The organism is Qipengyuania pacifica, from assembly GCF_019857205.1.
Taxonomy (GTDB): domain Bacteria; phylum Pseudomonadota; class Alphaproteobacteria; order Sphingomonadales; family Sphingomonadaceae; genus Qipengyuania; species Qipengyuania pacifica.
Window position 1 is genome coordinate 82,129 of record NZ_JAHWXO010000002.1, and the last position, 15,318, is coordinate 97,446.

Below are 15,318 nucleotides of genomic sequence, written 5' to 3' on the forward strand. Positions count from 1 at the left end.
AAGCCGCGCGTGCGCATCAAGCGGGATCAGTGGGTTGTGCGTTTCTCCAGCCAGAACAGGCGTGCGACCATGGCCAGCAGGCCGATGCTGGCGGTGAGGGCGGTGAAGATCACCCATGGCACGATGTTCATTCCTGCTGCGCGGGCGCGGGGAACGACGAAGAACAGCGCGGTCCCGGTCGCGAACAGCAGGTCCCACCATACCTGTACGCCCCACAGGTTGGTCGTGTGGTTGGTCCAGACGAGCACCACGCCTTCCTTGAAGACGGTGATCGCGGTGTAGCCAAAGAAGGCGGCCGACAGCACTGCGGCCAGCAGGGCGCTGCCCGTCGCTTCGCGATTGGTCAGCACATGGACGATGACAAGCAGGATGGCGACCGCGCCGCCTGCAGCGAGGAGTTCATAGGACGTCATGGCAGCATCTCCCGAATGTATGTAGCGACTGCTACACTTGTAGCGATTCGTAGCGCTCGCTACAAGTTGGGAATGGCGCCCACCCGCATGTCCCGCGAAACCCTTCTGCCCATGATGGCAGGATATGTGCTGGAGAACGGCCTTGCCGATGTCTCGCTACGCCCGCTGGCGAAGGCGGCGGGAACGAGCGACCGGATGCTGCTCTATCATTTCGGCAGCAAGGAGGAACTGGTGGCCGCGCTGCTGGAATATCTGGCCAGCATGTATGCCGCTACGCTCGACGCGGCTTTTCCCGATGGGGCAGCAACGTCGCGGCGTTCGCTCGCCGAGGCGGTTCTTAGAACCACGGCTCAACCGGACTTTGCCCCTTTCATGCGGGTGTGGTGGGACATCGTTGCAGGATGCGCGGACGGCAATGCCCACTATCTCGCCAGCGCCGGAGCGATGGGCGACAGGCTGCTGGAATGGATCGAGACGCATCTGCCGACCGAAGACCCCAATCCCGTTGCCGGTGCACGAGCGGTGCTCGCGGTAATCGAAGGGGCCATGATGCTGCGGACCATCGGGCGCGGCGATATCGGTGAAGCGGGGCTTGCCGCGCTGGAATCCTAATCTGCTTGCGGGGCGGGGCCTCCGTGCTATCTCGCCGCGCTATGAAAAAGACTACTGGCATGGACCGTTCCGTCACCTCCAAATGGCGCCCCGCGACGCAGGCCGTGCGCGGCGGCACGTGGCGTAGCGAGCAGGGCGAGACCAGCGAGGCACTGTTCCTCACCAGCGGCTATACCTATGACGATGCGCAGACCGTCGCCGATCGCTTTGCCGGCGAAGCGGCTGGAATGACCTATTCACGCCTCCAGAACCCGACCGTCGCGATGCTGGAGGAGCGTATCGCGCTGATGGAAGGGGCCGAGGCCTGCCGTGCGCAGGCGAGCGGCATGGCCGCGATGACGACTGCGCTCTTGTGCCAGGTTTCCGCTGGCGACCACGTGGTCGGCGCGCGGGCCGCCTTCGGTTCGTGCCGCTGGCTGCTCGATCACCTGTTGCCGCGCTTCGGGATCGAGACAACCGTCGTCGACAGTGCGGACGATGATGCATGGGAAGCTGCGATCCGGCCGAACACGAAGGTCTTCTTCTTCGAAACGCCGGCGAACCCGACGCTCGACGTGGTCGATCTGGCGCATGTCTGCGGGGTTGCGCGCGCGCATGGCATTACCACCGTCGTCGACAATGCCTTTGCCACCAGCGCACTTCAGAAACCGATGGAATTCGGCGCGGATGTGGTTGCCTATAGCGCGACAAAGCTGATGGATGGCCAAGGCAGGGTGCTGGCGGGTGCCGTATGCGGATCGCAGGAGTGGATCGACGAGGTGCTGCTGCCGTTCCAGCGAAATACCGGCCCGAACATTTCACCCTTCAATGCCTGGGTCGTGCACAAGGGGCTGGAAACGCTCGACCTGCGCGCGCGCAGGCAGAGCGAGAATGCAGTGGAACTGGGCAAGTTCGTGGAAAGCCGCGTACCCAAGATCCTGCACCCGGGGCTGCCAAGCCACCCACGCCATGAACTGGCGCAGGCGCAGATGGTCGCCACCGGGCCCATCTTCGCGCTGGACGTGGGCGATCGGGCCACAGCCTTCGCCCTGCTCGACGCGCTGGAACTGGTTGATATTTCGAACAATATCGGGGATGCGCGCAGCCTCATGTGCCATCCCGCGAGCACCACCCACGCCGGCATGAGCCAGGAAGCACGCGACGAGATGGGCGTGACCGAAGGACTGCTGCGCATCAATGTCGGGCTGGAAGATGTCGAGGATATCAAGGAAGACCTCGACCGCGCCCTGGCGACAGCGGGGCTCTAGCGTCGCCAGCGATTGCGGGTGGCGATCCGCTCCAGTTCCTCGCCCAGAGCATGGGCAGTCGTCATGGCGACCGGACAGGAGGAATCGTCGGTGAGCACGCCATGGACGTCCAGTCCGGCGCCGCTGACGAGTGCCATCAGCAGCCCTTCGTCGCGCGTCATCCCCGCTGCACAGCAGGGGGCAAGGAGGATGCGGCGCTGCGAAGTCCGGGCCAGATCGACAATCAGCGCCCGTGCCAGCACCAGAAGCCTGCGGAAATCGGTGCCGCCGGCGTCGAGGGCTAGCATGGTCGCCCGTGCATCATGCAGACCGTGACCTGCCATTCTTCGCAGTATGACGAGCCCCAAGGTCTGATGCCGTCGTGCGGGGAGGGGAAGCTCGAGAGCGGTCGAATCATGCGGATGGGCCATGCGATCTCCTTCGCGGCCCATAGTATGCGAATGATAATCATTCGCAAGTGACGAGTTCGAGGTTTTCCTGTTCAGGCGGTTCCAAAAGGGCGTTGTAGGGGGTGGAAGCTTTGAAAGTTGGCGCCGCGTTCACCGTCTGCGGCGTAACTCACGCGATATGCATGGATCGCTGCCGAGAGATAGTAGAAGAGACGTCGGTCAGAGTACCAGCAGGGCCATTCCCGCAATCGGCGCGATGAGCGCCAGATTGACGAACGAATCTCCGCAGTGGTCGCGGGCCAGTTGCCCGAAGAAGGCGATGATCATGTTCAATCCCCCGATTGCCGCAGTCCGGGCTCGCCCGAAACCGCTGTCGGGGGCATGTCTAGAGCCCGCCTCTTAGGAGACTGTCACGAGTCACGGTAAAGCGGAATTAACCTTTCAAAGGCCCTCGGAGCCGCGTGTATCGGGGAAATTCCTGCGCACATACTTGCACAAGGGGATCAGGGCATTAGGTTGGCCATGTGATCAAGGAGCTTTTCCAGCATGCCGCAATGACCGACGGGATAACCGTTCGGGTCGCGGTGAACTTCCTGCCCGAACAATCCCGCCCAGAGGCCGGGAAATGGTTCTGGGTCTATCACATCCGTATCGAAAACGGTTCGCACGAGCGCGTCCAGCTAATCACCCGTCACTGGCGGATAACCGATGGGGCGGGCATGGTCAGCCATGTCGACGGGGAAGGCGTGGTCGGTGAAAAGCCCGTTCTCATGCCTGGTCAGAGCCACGATTATGTATCGGGTTGCCCACTGGATACGCCGCATGGCTCGATGGAAGGGTTCTATACATTCCACGCGGAAGACGGGTCGCCGATGGAAGTGCGCATCCCGTTCTTTCCGCTCGCGGCGCCTGCCACCGCAAACTGAAGTTCATTCTTCCTCTTCGCTCAGTTCGGAAACCGCGAAGCTTCCAATTTTTATCTTCGGCTTGAGGTCCAGCCATTCGGCCAGGATTTCGAAATCGCGCGTCGCGGGATAGATTGCGAGAGCGGCGCGGCTTTCGTCCAGACGCAGGACCAGGCTCTTCTTCTTGCGTTTCAGAGCGCTGGTGGTGAGCGACATCCTGCTGCCACCCCCCAATCGGCGTGCGAGGCGGAAACCCAGCCCCCAGGTTACACCCTCGCGCAAGTCGTCGTCACTGGCGAGGACGCGCAGCCTTTCGGGCAACTCGGTGCGGCCCATGCTGCCGAACAGCGCGGCGCAGATCATTGCGCGGCCCCTTGCATCCAAATCGATCCAGCGCTTGCCCAGCGACCATTCGATCGCATGGCTGTCGCGCAGATTGGGTTCCACCCGCTGCAGTGCGCCGGACAATTGCGCTGCGGCCAGGCGCAGACGTTCGTTCAGCGTTCCATCGCCGTCGGCGAGATCGACTGTCCAGGCCGCTAGTAAAGTCGCTTCGGTGATCGATGCATCGCGAGGAGCGGCATAGGCTGTCACACCCGCCAGAAGCGGGTCGGCCTGCATCTGCCCGGGTTCGAGCCGTGAATAGAGCAAACCTTCGCGCAGGCCCCAGGACGAGAACACCAGTTCGTCCGGACGGATCTCGTCCAGCAGCGGGCAGAGCAGGGCCGCGGCATCGGGCAGATAATTGGCGCGCATCGGGCTGATGCCGGAGATGTCGATCAGCTTTTCCGGATCGGCCGCGACGAGTTCCTTCGCCAGCCTGCGGGCATCGTCGGGCAGCAGTGAAAAGCCATGCGGATCGGTCAGCGGGTAATCGATGTATCGCATGGCGTAAGCCGCAAGCGCGCGCCATGTGCCGCCGACCATATACATCGGGCCGGTGTGGGCAGCGGCCCAGCCGACCGATGCGAGCTGTTCGTGCACTGCGCTTTCGAATGCTTCCGGGCCTTCCGCGCGAAGCGCGGGCAGGCGAAGGGTGCCCAGCCTCAGGCTCGACGCTTCGCGACAATCATTGTCGGCGATCGAAACCAGTTCGAGGCTGCCCCCGCCGAGATCGGCGACGACACCCTTCGCACCGGGAAAGGCGCCCAGAGCGCCCATGGCCGAGGCGCATGCCTCTTCCTCGCCCGACAGAAGGCGTGGTGTCAGCCCGAGTTTCGCGACGGCTTGCAGGAATTCCCCGCCATTTTCCGCATCGCGGGCCGCTGCGGTTGCAACGGTCTGCACATCTTCCACGCCGAGATCGGAAATGATGAGCGAATAGCGCGCGAGAGCAGCGAGCGCCTCGTCCCATGCTTCCTGCGGGATCCGTCCGCTATTGGAAAGGTCGCGGCCAAGGCGCGCAGCGACTTTCTCGTTCCAGACCACTTCGGGCGCACGCCCGGTCCCTTCGTAGATGACCATGCGCACCGTATTCGAACCGATGTCGATCACCGCGCGCGGCGGCTGGATGAGGCGGCGTTGCCATTTGGCCGAACGGGATTTGTTCATGTCTCTGCCCCTCCAAGGGTCAGGCGAGGGACTTCGTGATCGGTCAGGGCTGCCCCGCGGCCCGACAGCGATGGATTGGACATGAAGTACTGATGGCAGTTGAACCCGCCATCATCGGTCCGCATGCGCCGGTACTGGCCATCCGGGTCCAGCCTCCAGCTTTGTTCGGTATCCAGGATATTCGCCAGCATGACTTGCCCAAGCACCTGGTCGTGGACGGTCTTGTTGGTGATCGGGACCATGACTTCCACGCGATGTTCCAGATTGCGGCTCATCGCGTCGGCACTGGTGAGATAGACTTTCGCTTGGCGGCTGGGCAGCGTCTTGCCATTGGCAAAGGCCCATACGCGCGAATGTTCGAGGAAGCGGCCGATGACCGACTTCACGCTGATATTCTCGGAAATGCCGGGAAGGCCGGCCCTGAGCGAGCAGATGCCGCGAACCACCATGCGGATTTCCACTCCGGCGCGGCTGGCCTCGTAAAGCTTGTCGATAATCGCGCGGTTGGTAATCGAATTGAGCTTCACCCAGATGCCCGCAGGCTTGCCCGCCTTGGCATTGGCAATCTCGGCATCGATCAGTTCGTAAAGATGTTCCTGAAGGCCGATCGGCGACAGCGATATGCGTTCCAGCTGGTCGGGCTCGATATAGCCAGTGATGAAATTGAACATCTTCGCCGCGTCGCGCCCAAGCGTCGCATCGGCCGTAAAGAAGCTGAGATCGGTATAGATCTTCGCGTTCACCGGGTGATAATTGCCGGTGCCGAAGTGGCAATAGGTGCGATAGCCGTCTTCTTCGCGCCTGACGACGAGGCTGACCTTGGCGTGCGTTTTCCAGTCGGTAAATCCGTAGATCACCTGCACGCCGGCACGCTCGAGCTCGCTAGCCCAGTGAATGTTGCGCTCTTCATCGAACCGGGCCTTGAGTTCGACCACGGCCGTCACTGCCTTACCGTTCTGGGCAGCTTCGATCAGAGCCGCGATGACCGGGGACTGATCGCCCGCGCGATACAGCGTCTGTTTTATGGACACCACGGCGGGATCGACCGCAGCCTGATGCAGGAAATCAACCACCACATCGAAGCTTTCGAAGGGATGGTGGATGACGATGTCCTTCTCGCGGATGGCGGCGAAGCAATCGCCGTCATGTTCGAGAATGCGTTCGGGATAGCGCGGACTGAAGGGTTCGAACTTCAGATCCGGGCGTGGCTCGCCGCAGATGGTGCCAAGATCGGCCAGGCCAAGCATCCCGTTCGTCTTGACGATCATCGCCTCTTCGACATCGAGTTGATCGCGCAGCAGCGCCTCGGATACCTCGTCGCAATCGTCGTCCAGTTCCAGCAGCACCGTCCGACCTCGCCGCCGTCGCTGGATGGCGGTGCGGAAATAGCGGACGAGGTCTTCGGCTTCTTCTTCGACCTCGATGTCGCTGTCGCGCAGGACACGGAAAATGCCGTCGCCCAGCACCTTGAAGCCCGGGAAAAGCTGGTCGGCAAAACGCGTAACCAGCTGTTCGATGCCCACGTAGATCGCTTCATCGCCGGGGACGCGAACGAAGCGCGGTGCGCCGCTGGGGATCAGCACCATCTCGATCAGATCGGCCTGCCGCTTCCCGCGCTTGAGACGGAAGATCACCCCGATGCCCCTGTTCGCCACGAAGGGAAAAGGGTGGCTGGGGTCGATCGCCTGCGGGGTGATCAGCGGCAGGATGTCGCTTTCGAAATAGCGCGCCAGCCAATTCTTGCAGTCTTTCGACAGATCGTCGATCGATGCCAGCAGGATGCCTTCGTGCGAAAGCAGATCGCGCAGCGTTTCCAGACTTGCCTGCTGGCGATCTTCCAGAGCGAGCAATTGTTCGCGGATCGCGGCAAGTTGCTGGCGCGGGCTCGACCCGTCTATGCCCAGGGTTTCGATGCCGCGCTGCACCTGCCCCTCCAGCCCGGCGATCCGGACCATCGTAAACTCGTCGAGGTTGCTCGCCGAGATGGACAGGAAGCGCAGCCGCTCCAGCAGCGGATACCGCTCGTTCTCGCTTTCGGCCAGGACACGGCGATTGAAGGACAGCCAGCTCAGTTCGCGATTGGTATAGCGATCCTCGGGCGCAAGCTGCGCAAGCGCTTCGGCGTCATTGGCCGCTACGCGGGAAGGGAATTCCGTACTCATCGGGCTACGAGGCGGGGGCATGGGCTTCCAATATGACGGTTGAATTACACTGTGCCCTGATGGCAGGGAAAGAAAAGGCCCTTTCTCTGCATCTTGTTTCCTGCGCCGGTCGCATTTAAGGCGCAACGCACCATGAAGCGCACCCATCTGCCCCTGAACGCCCTGCGCGTTTACGATGCCGCGGCGCGGCACCTGTCGTTCACACGCGCTGCCGACGAACTGGCGGTCACCCCGGCCGCGGTCGGCCAGCAGATCCGCGCGCTAGAGGATCACCTGGGCACCGTGCTGTTTCGCCGCACCAGCAAGGGGCTGGAACTGACGCAGGAAGGCGCGGCCGGTCTGGACGCGCTGCGCGAAGGGTTTCTGAAGTTCGAAGAAAGCGTGTCCGCCATGCAGGCGGGCCAGGCTTCGGACAGTTACACGATAGCCTGCCCGCGCGAATTCTATGCACAGTGGCTCGCACCGCGGCTGGCAAAGTTCGGGGAGGGGGATGCCGATATCCGCTTCACCTTCGTGGCGGACGAGAATGCCGATTTCACCGAAGCCAATCTCGATTGCGCCATCCGGCTGGTCGACGGGCCGGGCGACCTGCAGGGGATCGAACTGGACGAGGCTCGCCGCGTTACCGTTGCGCGTCCGGCCGAACACGGCGGGGCGCCGGACAAGTGGATCGACTGGGGCCTGCCGCTGCAGGACGGTGTCGCTGCGCATGTCACCGTCTCCAATGCCGGACAGGCGCTGTCGTCGGCCTTGGCCGGGTTGGGCAAGGCGATCCTGCCGGAACTGCTGGCAAAGGAATCGATCGATGCCGGCAGGCTGGAGGTGCTGGACGGCCCCCATACCGGGACGCGCGCGTACTGGTTAGTTGCGCCAACCCCGCAATGGCGTACTAAAAAGGTCAGATCGCTGGTTTCTTTCCTTTCGGAATAGAAAAGGGTTCCCAAATTTGAATAGATTTTCTTGCGGATGCGCATGAAAAAATCATATTTTTTCTTGGCTGGACTTTGAACTCTTTTCCCGCGCTGCGATATTCAAAAGATATTTATTTCTCTTTTGACTATTCGTCATTGTTTCGAATTTTAAGCCTAAATTAACCACGAATTCCAAGCCGGGCTTAACGCGGCAATGGCTACCCCGCAGCCACAGGGGGCTAGCCTAATGATCCGCACTTTGCGCAATCTACTGACCGATACCAAGGGTAATACGCTGGCGATTTTCGCCGCGGCCCTGGTGCCGCTCGTGGCGATGATCGGTAGCGGGTTGGACCTGAGCTTTGCCTATATGGCCAAGGCGAAATTGCAGAACGCGTGCGACGCTGCAGTGCTGGCCGGGCGGCAGTCAATGGACGGCAATTTCTGGAAAGAGGCCAACGAAGCGGAGGCACGCAAGTTCTTCAACTTCAATTTTCCGAACGGTACTATGGGGGCGCAATCTGTCGACTTTACCGTCGGTAAGGATCCTGAAGACAATGCCCAGATTCTTGGCGTAGCCAAGGCGAATATTCCTACTGCGCTGATGCATATCTTCGGTTTTGACCATATTCCACTTGAGGCGAATTGCGATGCAAAGCGCGACTTGGGGCATAATGATGTCGTTCTGGTGCTAGACGTGACCGGATCGATGGCAAATGCCCCCTCGAGTGGTGGGGGTACAAAGATCGCCCGCCTTCAACAGGGCGCTTTGGGCCTTTATCGGGCCCTGATGAATGAGGAAAACGGGTCGATCACCCGTTTCGGGATTGTCCCATATTCCCACACCGTAAATGTCGGTGCGTCTCTCGCCGATAGCGATATTCGCGACGAAAACGACTATGTAGGCCAATGGCAATACGCCATGTGGACCAGAGATTCTGGTTGGGCTTCTTATTATGCTGCCCGGAAGCCCTCTAGCGGCTGGGCTGATGACGACCATTACATCGACAATGGCAGCTACTATTATGCGCCTAGGTGGCGAGACCGCTATGGCTCGGACAGGGGTTATGTTCGCGCGACCGACTCTTCCTGGGGTTCCAAGAGCAATTTTCGATCGTCTGGTGGATGCATTGAAGAACGGCCGAGCTACGGCAATGCCGCCGATCCGATTGCCATCAAGACCTCTATCACGTTGAACGACGTAGATATGCGCGCCAGTGGTGACACCCAACCAGAGTTACAGTTCGGACGGTATGATCCAAATATCCAGAACCGTGAAAATCAGACCGGGTGCCCTTCGCCAGCAATTCGTTTGCGGCAGTTCGCAAGCGAGAGCTCGTTTAAAAACGATGGTGTGCTGAGAGCTACTGCCAATGTGACGGGCGGCACATACCACGACGTGGGCATGCTTTGGGGCCTGCGTTTCATATCGCAAACGGGATTTTTCAATAATACATCAAAGATAGATGATGTCGCGGTCGATCAGCACATCGTATTCATGACGGACGGTATGTTGGATACCGACAAAGGGGACGGTTCGCATAATCTCTATACGGCGCATGGTCTTGAATTCTTCCAGGACCGGACGAAGGGGACCGGAACTAATCGGGCGGCACATATCGAACGGTTCCGCTCGGCGTGTAATCTAGCGAAATCCATGGGTGTCACCGTGTGGGTAATCGCGCTCGATGTCACTGACACTGATGATGTGAGGCCTTGCGCTACCACGGCCTCGCATTTCTACACCAGTGACGGATCAGATCTCGAGGAAATCTTTGAGAATATCGGTCGGGGCATCGGCAACTTGAGGCTGACGCGATGAGGGCAACTGGCAAGTTTTTCAAGCGCCTGCATAGCGATAATCGCGGTGCAGCGATTATCGAGTTCGCATTTGTAGCGGGGCCAATGGTGCTATTGCTGCTGGGTGGTCTGGAACTCGGTTACAACAGCTACGTGCGTTCCACCATGCAGGGGGCGCTGAACGACGCTGCGCGTAAGGCGGCAGTGGAGTTTCCGATAATCGACGTCGAGGGCGATACCGTGTCGGAGCAGGTAGAGAACATGATCCGTACAACCGTTCAACACGTCGCACCGAAGGCCGAAGTAAAAGTCACACCGAAGAGCTATTTCGACTTTTCGGACATCGGCAATCCAGAAAAGCTCATGACCGATCATAATGGTAACGGCGAATTCGATGCAGCCGACGGTGATTGCTGGGAAGATGCAAATCGCAACGGTGCATACGACACGGACGCAGGGGGTGATGGTAACGGCGGGGCAGACGATGTCGTCCTTTACACCGCTTCGGTTTCTACGCCTCGTCTCTTGCCGCTTCACGGTTTCATACCGGGGGTTGGGCCGAATTATAAACTCACGCTCAAGACAGCCGTCCGCAACCAACCATACAAAACGCAGTCGGCACCGCCCGTTATTTGTGCGGGGGCAATTTGACATGCCTGCACAAGTCAGCCTGTTTGCCCGGCTACGTAGAGAGTGCACGGGAATGGCAATGGTCGAATTTGCCTTTGCCGCCCCAATCTTTCTAACTTTGGTACTAACTGGTCTCGAGCTGTCAAATCTCGCACTCGCTCATCTTCGGGTAAGCCAGATGGCGATGACCGTTGCTGACAATGCCGGTCGTGTCACTTCGGGTATTGATGAGGCTAATATAATTGAAACTTTCACAGGTGCCCAAGCTATCGCTGAAGGCCTCGACTTCACTACCAATGGTCGAATTGTTCTTTCATCGTTGGAAAACAACGGCAAAACAGGCTCGAAGAAGGGGCAGGTGATTTCTTGGCAAAGGTGTTGGGGCAGGACTGATATCGACCCTGCTTATGGAACGGAAGGCAAGGGCAAGAACAACGCTTCGCTTAGTGATGGAATGGGCGCGGGAGCAAACAAGATCGTTGCAGCTTCTGACACCGCCGTCATGTTTGTGGAAGCGACCTACACGTACCAACCACTGGTCTCGACAGGCTTCTTCAATTCGCCGACAATTCGTTACGAAAGCGCCTTCAATGTGCGCGGTCGGCAGAACAACAAAATCAGCAACACTCAGAAGCTTGATAAAATGACTTGCTGAACAGCCAAGCTCTCAGCGTTTGCCATCGAAATACGCGAATACGTCGGCCAATCCTGGCGGATCGCGGTCTTCGCGCATCTGTTCCAAAGCCGATGCGACGTCCAGCCTGTATTCCGCTTCCGGCCCGTCCTGGGAGACGTGGTGGGCTCCCAGACGCCGGATGAAACTGCGCGCGGCCTCGTTCTCGCTAAGCACATTGGCCGAAAACGCTGTCAGACCGCCGGCGAAGGCATCGAGCAGAAGCGTGGCGGCCAGCAATCGGCCGACGCCAAGGCCGTGATAAGCATCGACAACTGCGATCGAGAATTCAGCGATCGGATCGGCGGTGCCCGGCCGGATGGCGCGCACGACGCCCATTACCGGCTGTGAAGGATCGGTAAGGTCCAGCGCGCCCCAGGCAAGATGGCGCACTCCGTCCGCACCCAAAAGCCGCTCGATTATCCAGTCGGGCGGGCTTGCCCCTCCAGTGAAGAAACGCAGATAGCGCGAACGGGGGCTCATCCGCGCGATTCCCTCCCGCAGCCGGATTTCGTCGGCTGGGGTGACGATACGAACGCAGACAGGACGCCCATCTACGAGACTTGTCTGGATCGCAGCATCGCCGCAGCCTTTAGATATGGGAATCCCGGTGTAATCGTCGCCGGTACCGACCATCTTCATCTCCATCACGGCTCTGCATTGCTTGTTAGGCAACAGAACCCGGCCCACCCACCATGTAGCGCGTGCTTTGCCGTTTCGAACCCCTTGATCCGCAGCAAGCCGATCAGAAACGCCGCATGACACCTAAACGGCCTTGGACATAGCTGTATCCCGTCCCGACGGAACCGTTGTTCGAAGGCGTGTCGGTGTAGATAAGTTCGCCGAATGTCGACCAGTTGCGATCCGTGTCGGGGCTTTGGAAACGGAATTGGGCGAAGTTCGACCGGCGCCAGTCGGTGGCTGCGTCGCGCTGCGCGCCGATGCCCCCCGCGCCGAGCAGTTCCCATCCGCCCACGAACCTGCGAAGCTGCACTACTGGAAGAACCTGTGCGTACCAGCGCGGCGAATAATAATCGAATTCACGTGGCTCGCTGTCGTGGAAATATCGGCCTCGCAATTGCAGGCTGAGCCCCCATTCAGGTTTCACCACATGCACGTAATTAGCTCGCGCATGGAGGCGCAGGTTCTCCCCGGTGAAATCCTGTATTCCTCCCAGCACTGTCACGATGTTCCGGTCATCGACGGGCAGATCGATGGCTGCCCCTACAAAAGTGGAATAGATGTTTTCATCGAGCCCGCGGGGCGTTTCCACCACGTCACGTTCGATGAACAGCTCCTTGCGGAAGGGGCTCTCGTCATGAATCGATGCGGACCCGATGACGGTATGACCGTCGGTCCCCGCCAGGATGGACCAGTTCCAGTTCCCGCTGCCACCGGCGTAGCGTCCGAACACACGTTCGCGGCTTCGCGTGCCGGTGCCGGATGGATCGTACCAGGCCTTTTCCACTCGTATTCCGATACGGTCGTCATCGCCCGCATTGCGCAAATCGAAATCGATTGCCGTACGAAGAATGTCGGTGTCGTCGCTATCGGTGGATGCGAATACCTCGCCCCCCAGCGCGGGGGAAGGTTCGATGTCCTGTGCAGATGCGACACCGGGGAGGGCGGCGCTCAGGACCAGCGCGGCGATCGTCTTGTATGTGGGCGTCAGTTCCATTGTTTGCGGCCTCCTGTCAGTTCGGCGAGGTAGCCCCACACCGAAACGGGCTGCATCAGCAGCGGATAGATGAAAGCGTAGAGAAGGAAGCCGCGCAGGCTCTTCTCCATGTCGATATTGTTGCGTTTCAGCATTCTGGTCTGGATGCGGTAAATGACCACATTCCACAGCGCCGCCAGCGGCAGCACCAGAAGGGTGATCGGCCCGGCCAGCCAGAATATTCCGAGAAAGGCCAGGATCAGGCCTGGAATGAAGGCGAAGGTGAAGGTGAGATCGATGCTGACGAACAGCAGGTTCCACCAGATGAACATGGTCCGCAGCCGTGGAGCGACCAGCAGGCGCTTGTGAATTGCCAGCGCCTCGATCATGCCTCGGGCCCACCGTTTGCGCTGGTTGGACAGGCCCCTCAACGTGTCGGGTGCGTGCGTCCAGGCGACCGCATCCTCCGCATGGCCCGTCTTGTAACCCATGCGAAGTAGCGACCAGGTCAGCACGATATCCTCGCCCACCGTGTCGGGCCATCCGCCCGCTTCGACCAGAGCAGCCTTCCGGTAGATCGAGAACGCCCCCTGCGCGACCAGCGTACCGTTATACATGCCCTGCATGCGCTTTACCGCCGCGATGCCGTGGAAATAATCCCACTGCTGCGCTCGCGTGATCCAGCTATCGTTCTGGTTTCCGACGAGCACCGCACCCGCTACGGCGGCAGTCTCGGGCGAACTGGCGTGCAGATGCTCGACCAGCGCGACAAGGCAGCCTTTCTCCAGCAGCGTATCGGCATCGATCGTCACGACCAGATCGTGCGCGGCGAGGGCCAGTCCGTCGTTCAGCACGCGCGCCTTGCCCCGGTTCTGCTTTTCACTGACGAGCAGCAGGTCGCGTCCGCTCGACCCCGCAAACAGCGCCTCGGCATCACGCACGGCCGCGGCCGTCCCGTCGGTCGAGCCGTCGTCCAGCACCATAATCTGTAGCGCGCCGGGATAATCCAGCGCGGCGATGCTGCGCAGTGTCTCGCCGATCAGCGCTTCCTCGTTATAGGCGGCGATGAGGATGCTCAGCGCGGGCCATTGCTCGGGCGTGCGGCGCAGGGCATGGGGCCGCAGCACCAGGCTGGCCATGAGAAACGCGTTCATGAAGCCCGGCACATAGGCGACGAAAGCCAGCACGAACAACGCTGCCAGCGGGTGGGTAAGTCCCCCCAGATCGCTCAGCCAGGGCAGCGACAGCCAGATACTGAACACGACCCACGCCAGCGCCAGGATTATCGATAGTCCGAAGCGCCCTACGGCCCAGCGGTCTCGCCGGTGAGCCTCTTTTTGGATCCGGTCGGGTTGCCAGCCGTGCGAAAGCCGCGCTGTGCTGTCCGCCATGATGTCCCTCCGATGGTGGCAGACGATGTCACCTGGCGCGCTCTGCGCACCGGTTCCGTCGTAGATTCAAGAGTTTGTGGTTAACGGTGCGATAACCGCGCCTGCGAACCCTTCGCTAAGGTTGCGCGCGCAGGAGGACATGGCAGCCACAGGGGATGTTCTATGTTCGACACGCTCGGCGACCGCCTGATCGACGGCGCGATCGTGCTCGCCATCTTCGCGGGCAAGGCTGCCATCGCGCTTCTCGCCATCTGACACTGCGATCATTGCGGAACCTGCGCTTCGGCGCGGCCTTCGTGCAGCGCGCGTTCGGCGATCTGTTCGCCCTTGGCTTCCACGCTTTCGACCACGGATTTGAGATCGGGCGGCGGCGCTATGCGCTGGTCCTGCGTGGCTCCTTCGAGCGTGGACCAGGCGCCCCATACCAGCAGCAGGGCGGCGCCGGCGGCAAGGCCGGCCAGGGCGAAGACGCCACCCGCCCGTGTCCGACTGTAATCGTAGGTGCCGTCTCCGGCTTTGGCATTTTTCATCGAGCGACCCATTATCGTTCTATCGTTCGTGAGCGTTTCCTCACTTAGGTATAGATACGGATGAGCCGCCGCAGCGGATGCAACAACTCACCGGCTACTCACCACGTTTTATCTCATGTTAACCATGTTGGTTAACCCCTTGGGGGTGGCCAAAGAGTGTCGAGGCGGGCAGGGGGCGCCGCATGCAATCGGTTTCATCCCCCTGTATCGACCTGTGCCGTCTCGATGTTGCGGGAGAGCTGTGCATCGGCTGCGGCCGCTCGATGGAGGAGATCGCCGGCTGGCAGTCGGCCGACGATGCGGAGAAGCGCGCCATTGTCGAGCGCGCCGCGCGCCGCCTCGCCGACGGCAGCACCGCGCAGGGCTGACCGGGCGGCCGATCCCGGCCCTGATCCTCGAGGCCCCACATCCCCTTCGCCCATGGAAAAGGCGGCAGCCGCCCATGGG

Annotated in this window: 16 protein-coding genes; 8 read left to right on the forward strand and 8 right to left on the reverse strand. The window is 60.6% G+C overall.

The features are described 5' to 3' along the window. Nucleotides 1-26 precede the first annotated feature (26 nt). Nucleotides 27-413, reverse strand: a complete 387-nt coding sequence (locus KYK83_RS03500; protein WP_222827215.1) for a hypothetical protein — start codon at nucleotides 411-413, stop codon at nucleotides 27-29. 87 nt (nucleotides 414-500) lie between these two features. Here KYK83_RS03500 and KYK83_RS03505 point away from each other — a divergent pair, with 87 nt between their 5' ends. Then, a complete protein-coding gene (locus KYK83_RS03505) occupies nucleotides 501-1,025 on the forward strand; it encodes a TetR/AcrR family transcriptional regulator (RefSeq protein ID WP_222827216.1) in 525 nt (174 codons plus the stop codon). Between the two features lie 41 nt (nucleotides 1,026-1,066). Next, the gene (locus KYK83_RS03510) at nucleotides 1,067-2,272 is read left to right on the forward strand and encodes a trans-sulfuration enzyme family protein (protein WP_221597635.1); all 1,206 of its coding nucleotides are present in this window, start codon (nucleotides 1,067-1,069) and stop codon (nucleotides 2,270-2,272) included. Here the strand turns inward: KYK83_RS03510 and KYK83_RS03515 are convergent. Further along, nucleotides 2,269-2,682 (reverse strand): DUF6628 family protein, encoded by a 414-nt coding sequence (locus tag KYK83_RS03515; RefSeq protein WP_222827217.1) that lies wholly within the window; start codon nucleotides 2,680-2,682, stop codon nucleotides 2,269-2,271. The two genes, KYK83_RS03510 and KYK83_RS03515, sit on opposite strands and share 4 nt — an antisense overlap. Before the next feature lie 506 nt (nucleotides 2,683-3,188). On the opposite strand from KYK83_RS03515, the gene apaG reads away from it, so the two are divergent. After that, nucleotides 3,189-3,587 (forward strand): Co2+/Mg2+ efflux protein ApaG, encoded by a 399-nt coding sequence (gene apaG, locus KYK83_RS03520; protein WP_103023442.1) that lies wholly within the window; start codon nucleotides 3,189-3,191, stop codon nucleotides 3,585-3,587. A 3-nt stretch (nucleotides 3,588-3,590) separates the two neighbouring features. On the opposite strand, the gene KYK83_RS03525 is transcribed toward apaG, so the two are convergent. Together KYK83_RS03525 and KYK83_RS03530 are read right to left on the reverse strand one after the other, a co-directional pair. Next, complete coding sequence (locus tag KYK83_RS03525) at nucleotides 3,591-5,117, reverse strand: Ppx/GppA family phosphatase (RefSeq protein WP_222827218.1); 1,527 nt, start codon at nucleotides 5,115-5,117, stop codon at nucleotides 3,591-3,593. Next, nucleotides 5,114-7,279: an RNA degradosome polyphosphate kinase gene (locus KYK83_RS03530; protein ID WP_222827219.1), complete on the reverse strand. Its 2,166-nt coding sequence runs from the start codon at nucleotides 7,277-7,279 to the stop codon at nucleotides 5,114-5,116. Before KYK83_RS03530 ends, KYK83_RS03525 begins: the two co-directional genes overlap by 4 nt. Nucleotides 7,280-7,411: 132 nt before the next feature. Between KYK83_RS03530 and KYK83_RS03535 the strand changes: the two genes are divergently transcribed. The 4 genes from KYK83_RS03535 (at nucleotide 7,412) to KYK83_RS03550 (ending at nucleotide 11,275) form a co-directional block, all read left to right on the forward strand. Then, nucleotides 7,412-8,209 carry a LysR family transcriptional regulator gene (locus KYK83_RS03535; protein WP_103023177.1) on the forward strand — a complete coding sequence of 266 codons (798 nt, stop codon included), beginning with the start codon at nucleotides 7,412-7,414 and terminating at the stop codon, nucleotides 8,207-8,209. A gap of 228 nt (nucleotides 8,210-8,437) precedes the next feature. Continuing rightward, the gene (locus KYK83_RS03540; protein ID WP_222827220.1) at nucleotides 8,438-10,012 is read left to right on the forward strand and encodes a TadE/TadG family type IV pilus assembly protein; all 1,575 of its coding nucleotides are present in this window, start codon (nucleotides 8,438-8,440) and stop codon (nucleotides 10,010-10,012) included. Continuing rightward, nucleotides 10,009-10,641, forward strand: a complete 633-nt coding sequence (locus tag KYK83_RS03545) for a TadE/TadG family type IV pilus assembly protein (RefSeq protein ID WP_222827221.1) — start codon at nucleotides 10,009-10,011, stop codon at nucleotides 10,639-10,641. Before KYK83_RS03540 ends, KYK83_RS03545 begins: the two co-directional genes overlap by 4 nt. A 52-nt stretch (nucleotides 10,642-10,693) precedes the next feature. Next, entirely contained in the window at nucleotides 10,694-11,275 is a 582-nt protein-coding gene (locus KYK83_RS03550; RefSeq protein ID WP_234036391.1) for a TadE family protein, read from the forward strand. Nucleotides 11,276-11,287: 12 nt separating this feature from the next. Here KYK83_RS03550 and KYK83_RS03555 read toward each other — a convergent pair whose 3' ends face one another. The 4 genes from KYK83_RS03555 to KYK83_RS03570 form a co-directional block, all read right to left on the reverse strand. Beyond that, nucleotides 11,288-11,929 (reverse strand): GNAT family N-acetyltransferase, encoded by a 642-nt coding sequence (locus KYK83_RS03555; RefSeq protein WP_248284245.1) that lies wholly within the window; start codon nucleotides 11,927-11,929, stop codon nucleotides 11,288-11,290. Nucleotides 11,930-12,038: 109 nt separating this feature from the next. Next, complete coding sequence (locus KYK83_RS03560) at nucleotides 12,039-12,971, reverse strand: hypothetical protein (RefSeq protein WP_222827222.1); 933 nt, start codon at nucleotides 12,969-12,971, stop codon at nucleotides 12,039-12,041. Further along, the gene (locus KYK83_RS03565) at nucleotides 12,962-14,341 is read right to left on the reverse strand and encodes a glycosyltransferase family 2 protein (RefSeq protein ID WP_222827223.1); all 1,380 of its coding nucleotides are present in this window, start codon (nucleotides 14,339-14,341) and stop codon (nucleotides 12,962-12,964) included. Before KYK83_RS03565 ends, KYK83_RS03560 begins: the two co-directional genes overlap by 10 nt. A gap of 263 nt (nucleotides 14,342-14,604) precedes the next feature. Then, nucleotides 14,605-14,871, reverse strand: a complete 267-nt coding sequence (locus tag KYK83_RS03570) for a hypothetical protein (RefSeq protein WP_222827224.1) — start codon at nucleotides 14,869-14,871, stop codon at nucleotides 14,605-14,607. 182 nt (nucleotides 14,872-15,053) lie between these two features. On the opposite strand from KYK83_RS03570, the gene KYK83_RS03575 reads away from it, so the two are divergent. Further along, nucleotides 15,054-15,239, forward strand: a complete 186-nt coding sequence (locus KYK83_RS03575) for a DUF1289 domain-containing protein (protein ID WP_222827225.1) — start codon at nucleotides 15,054-15,056, stop codon at nucleotides 15,237-15,239. Nucleotides 15,240-15,318: the final 79 nt, after the last annotated feature.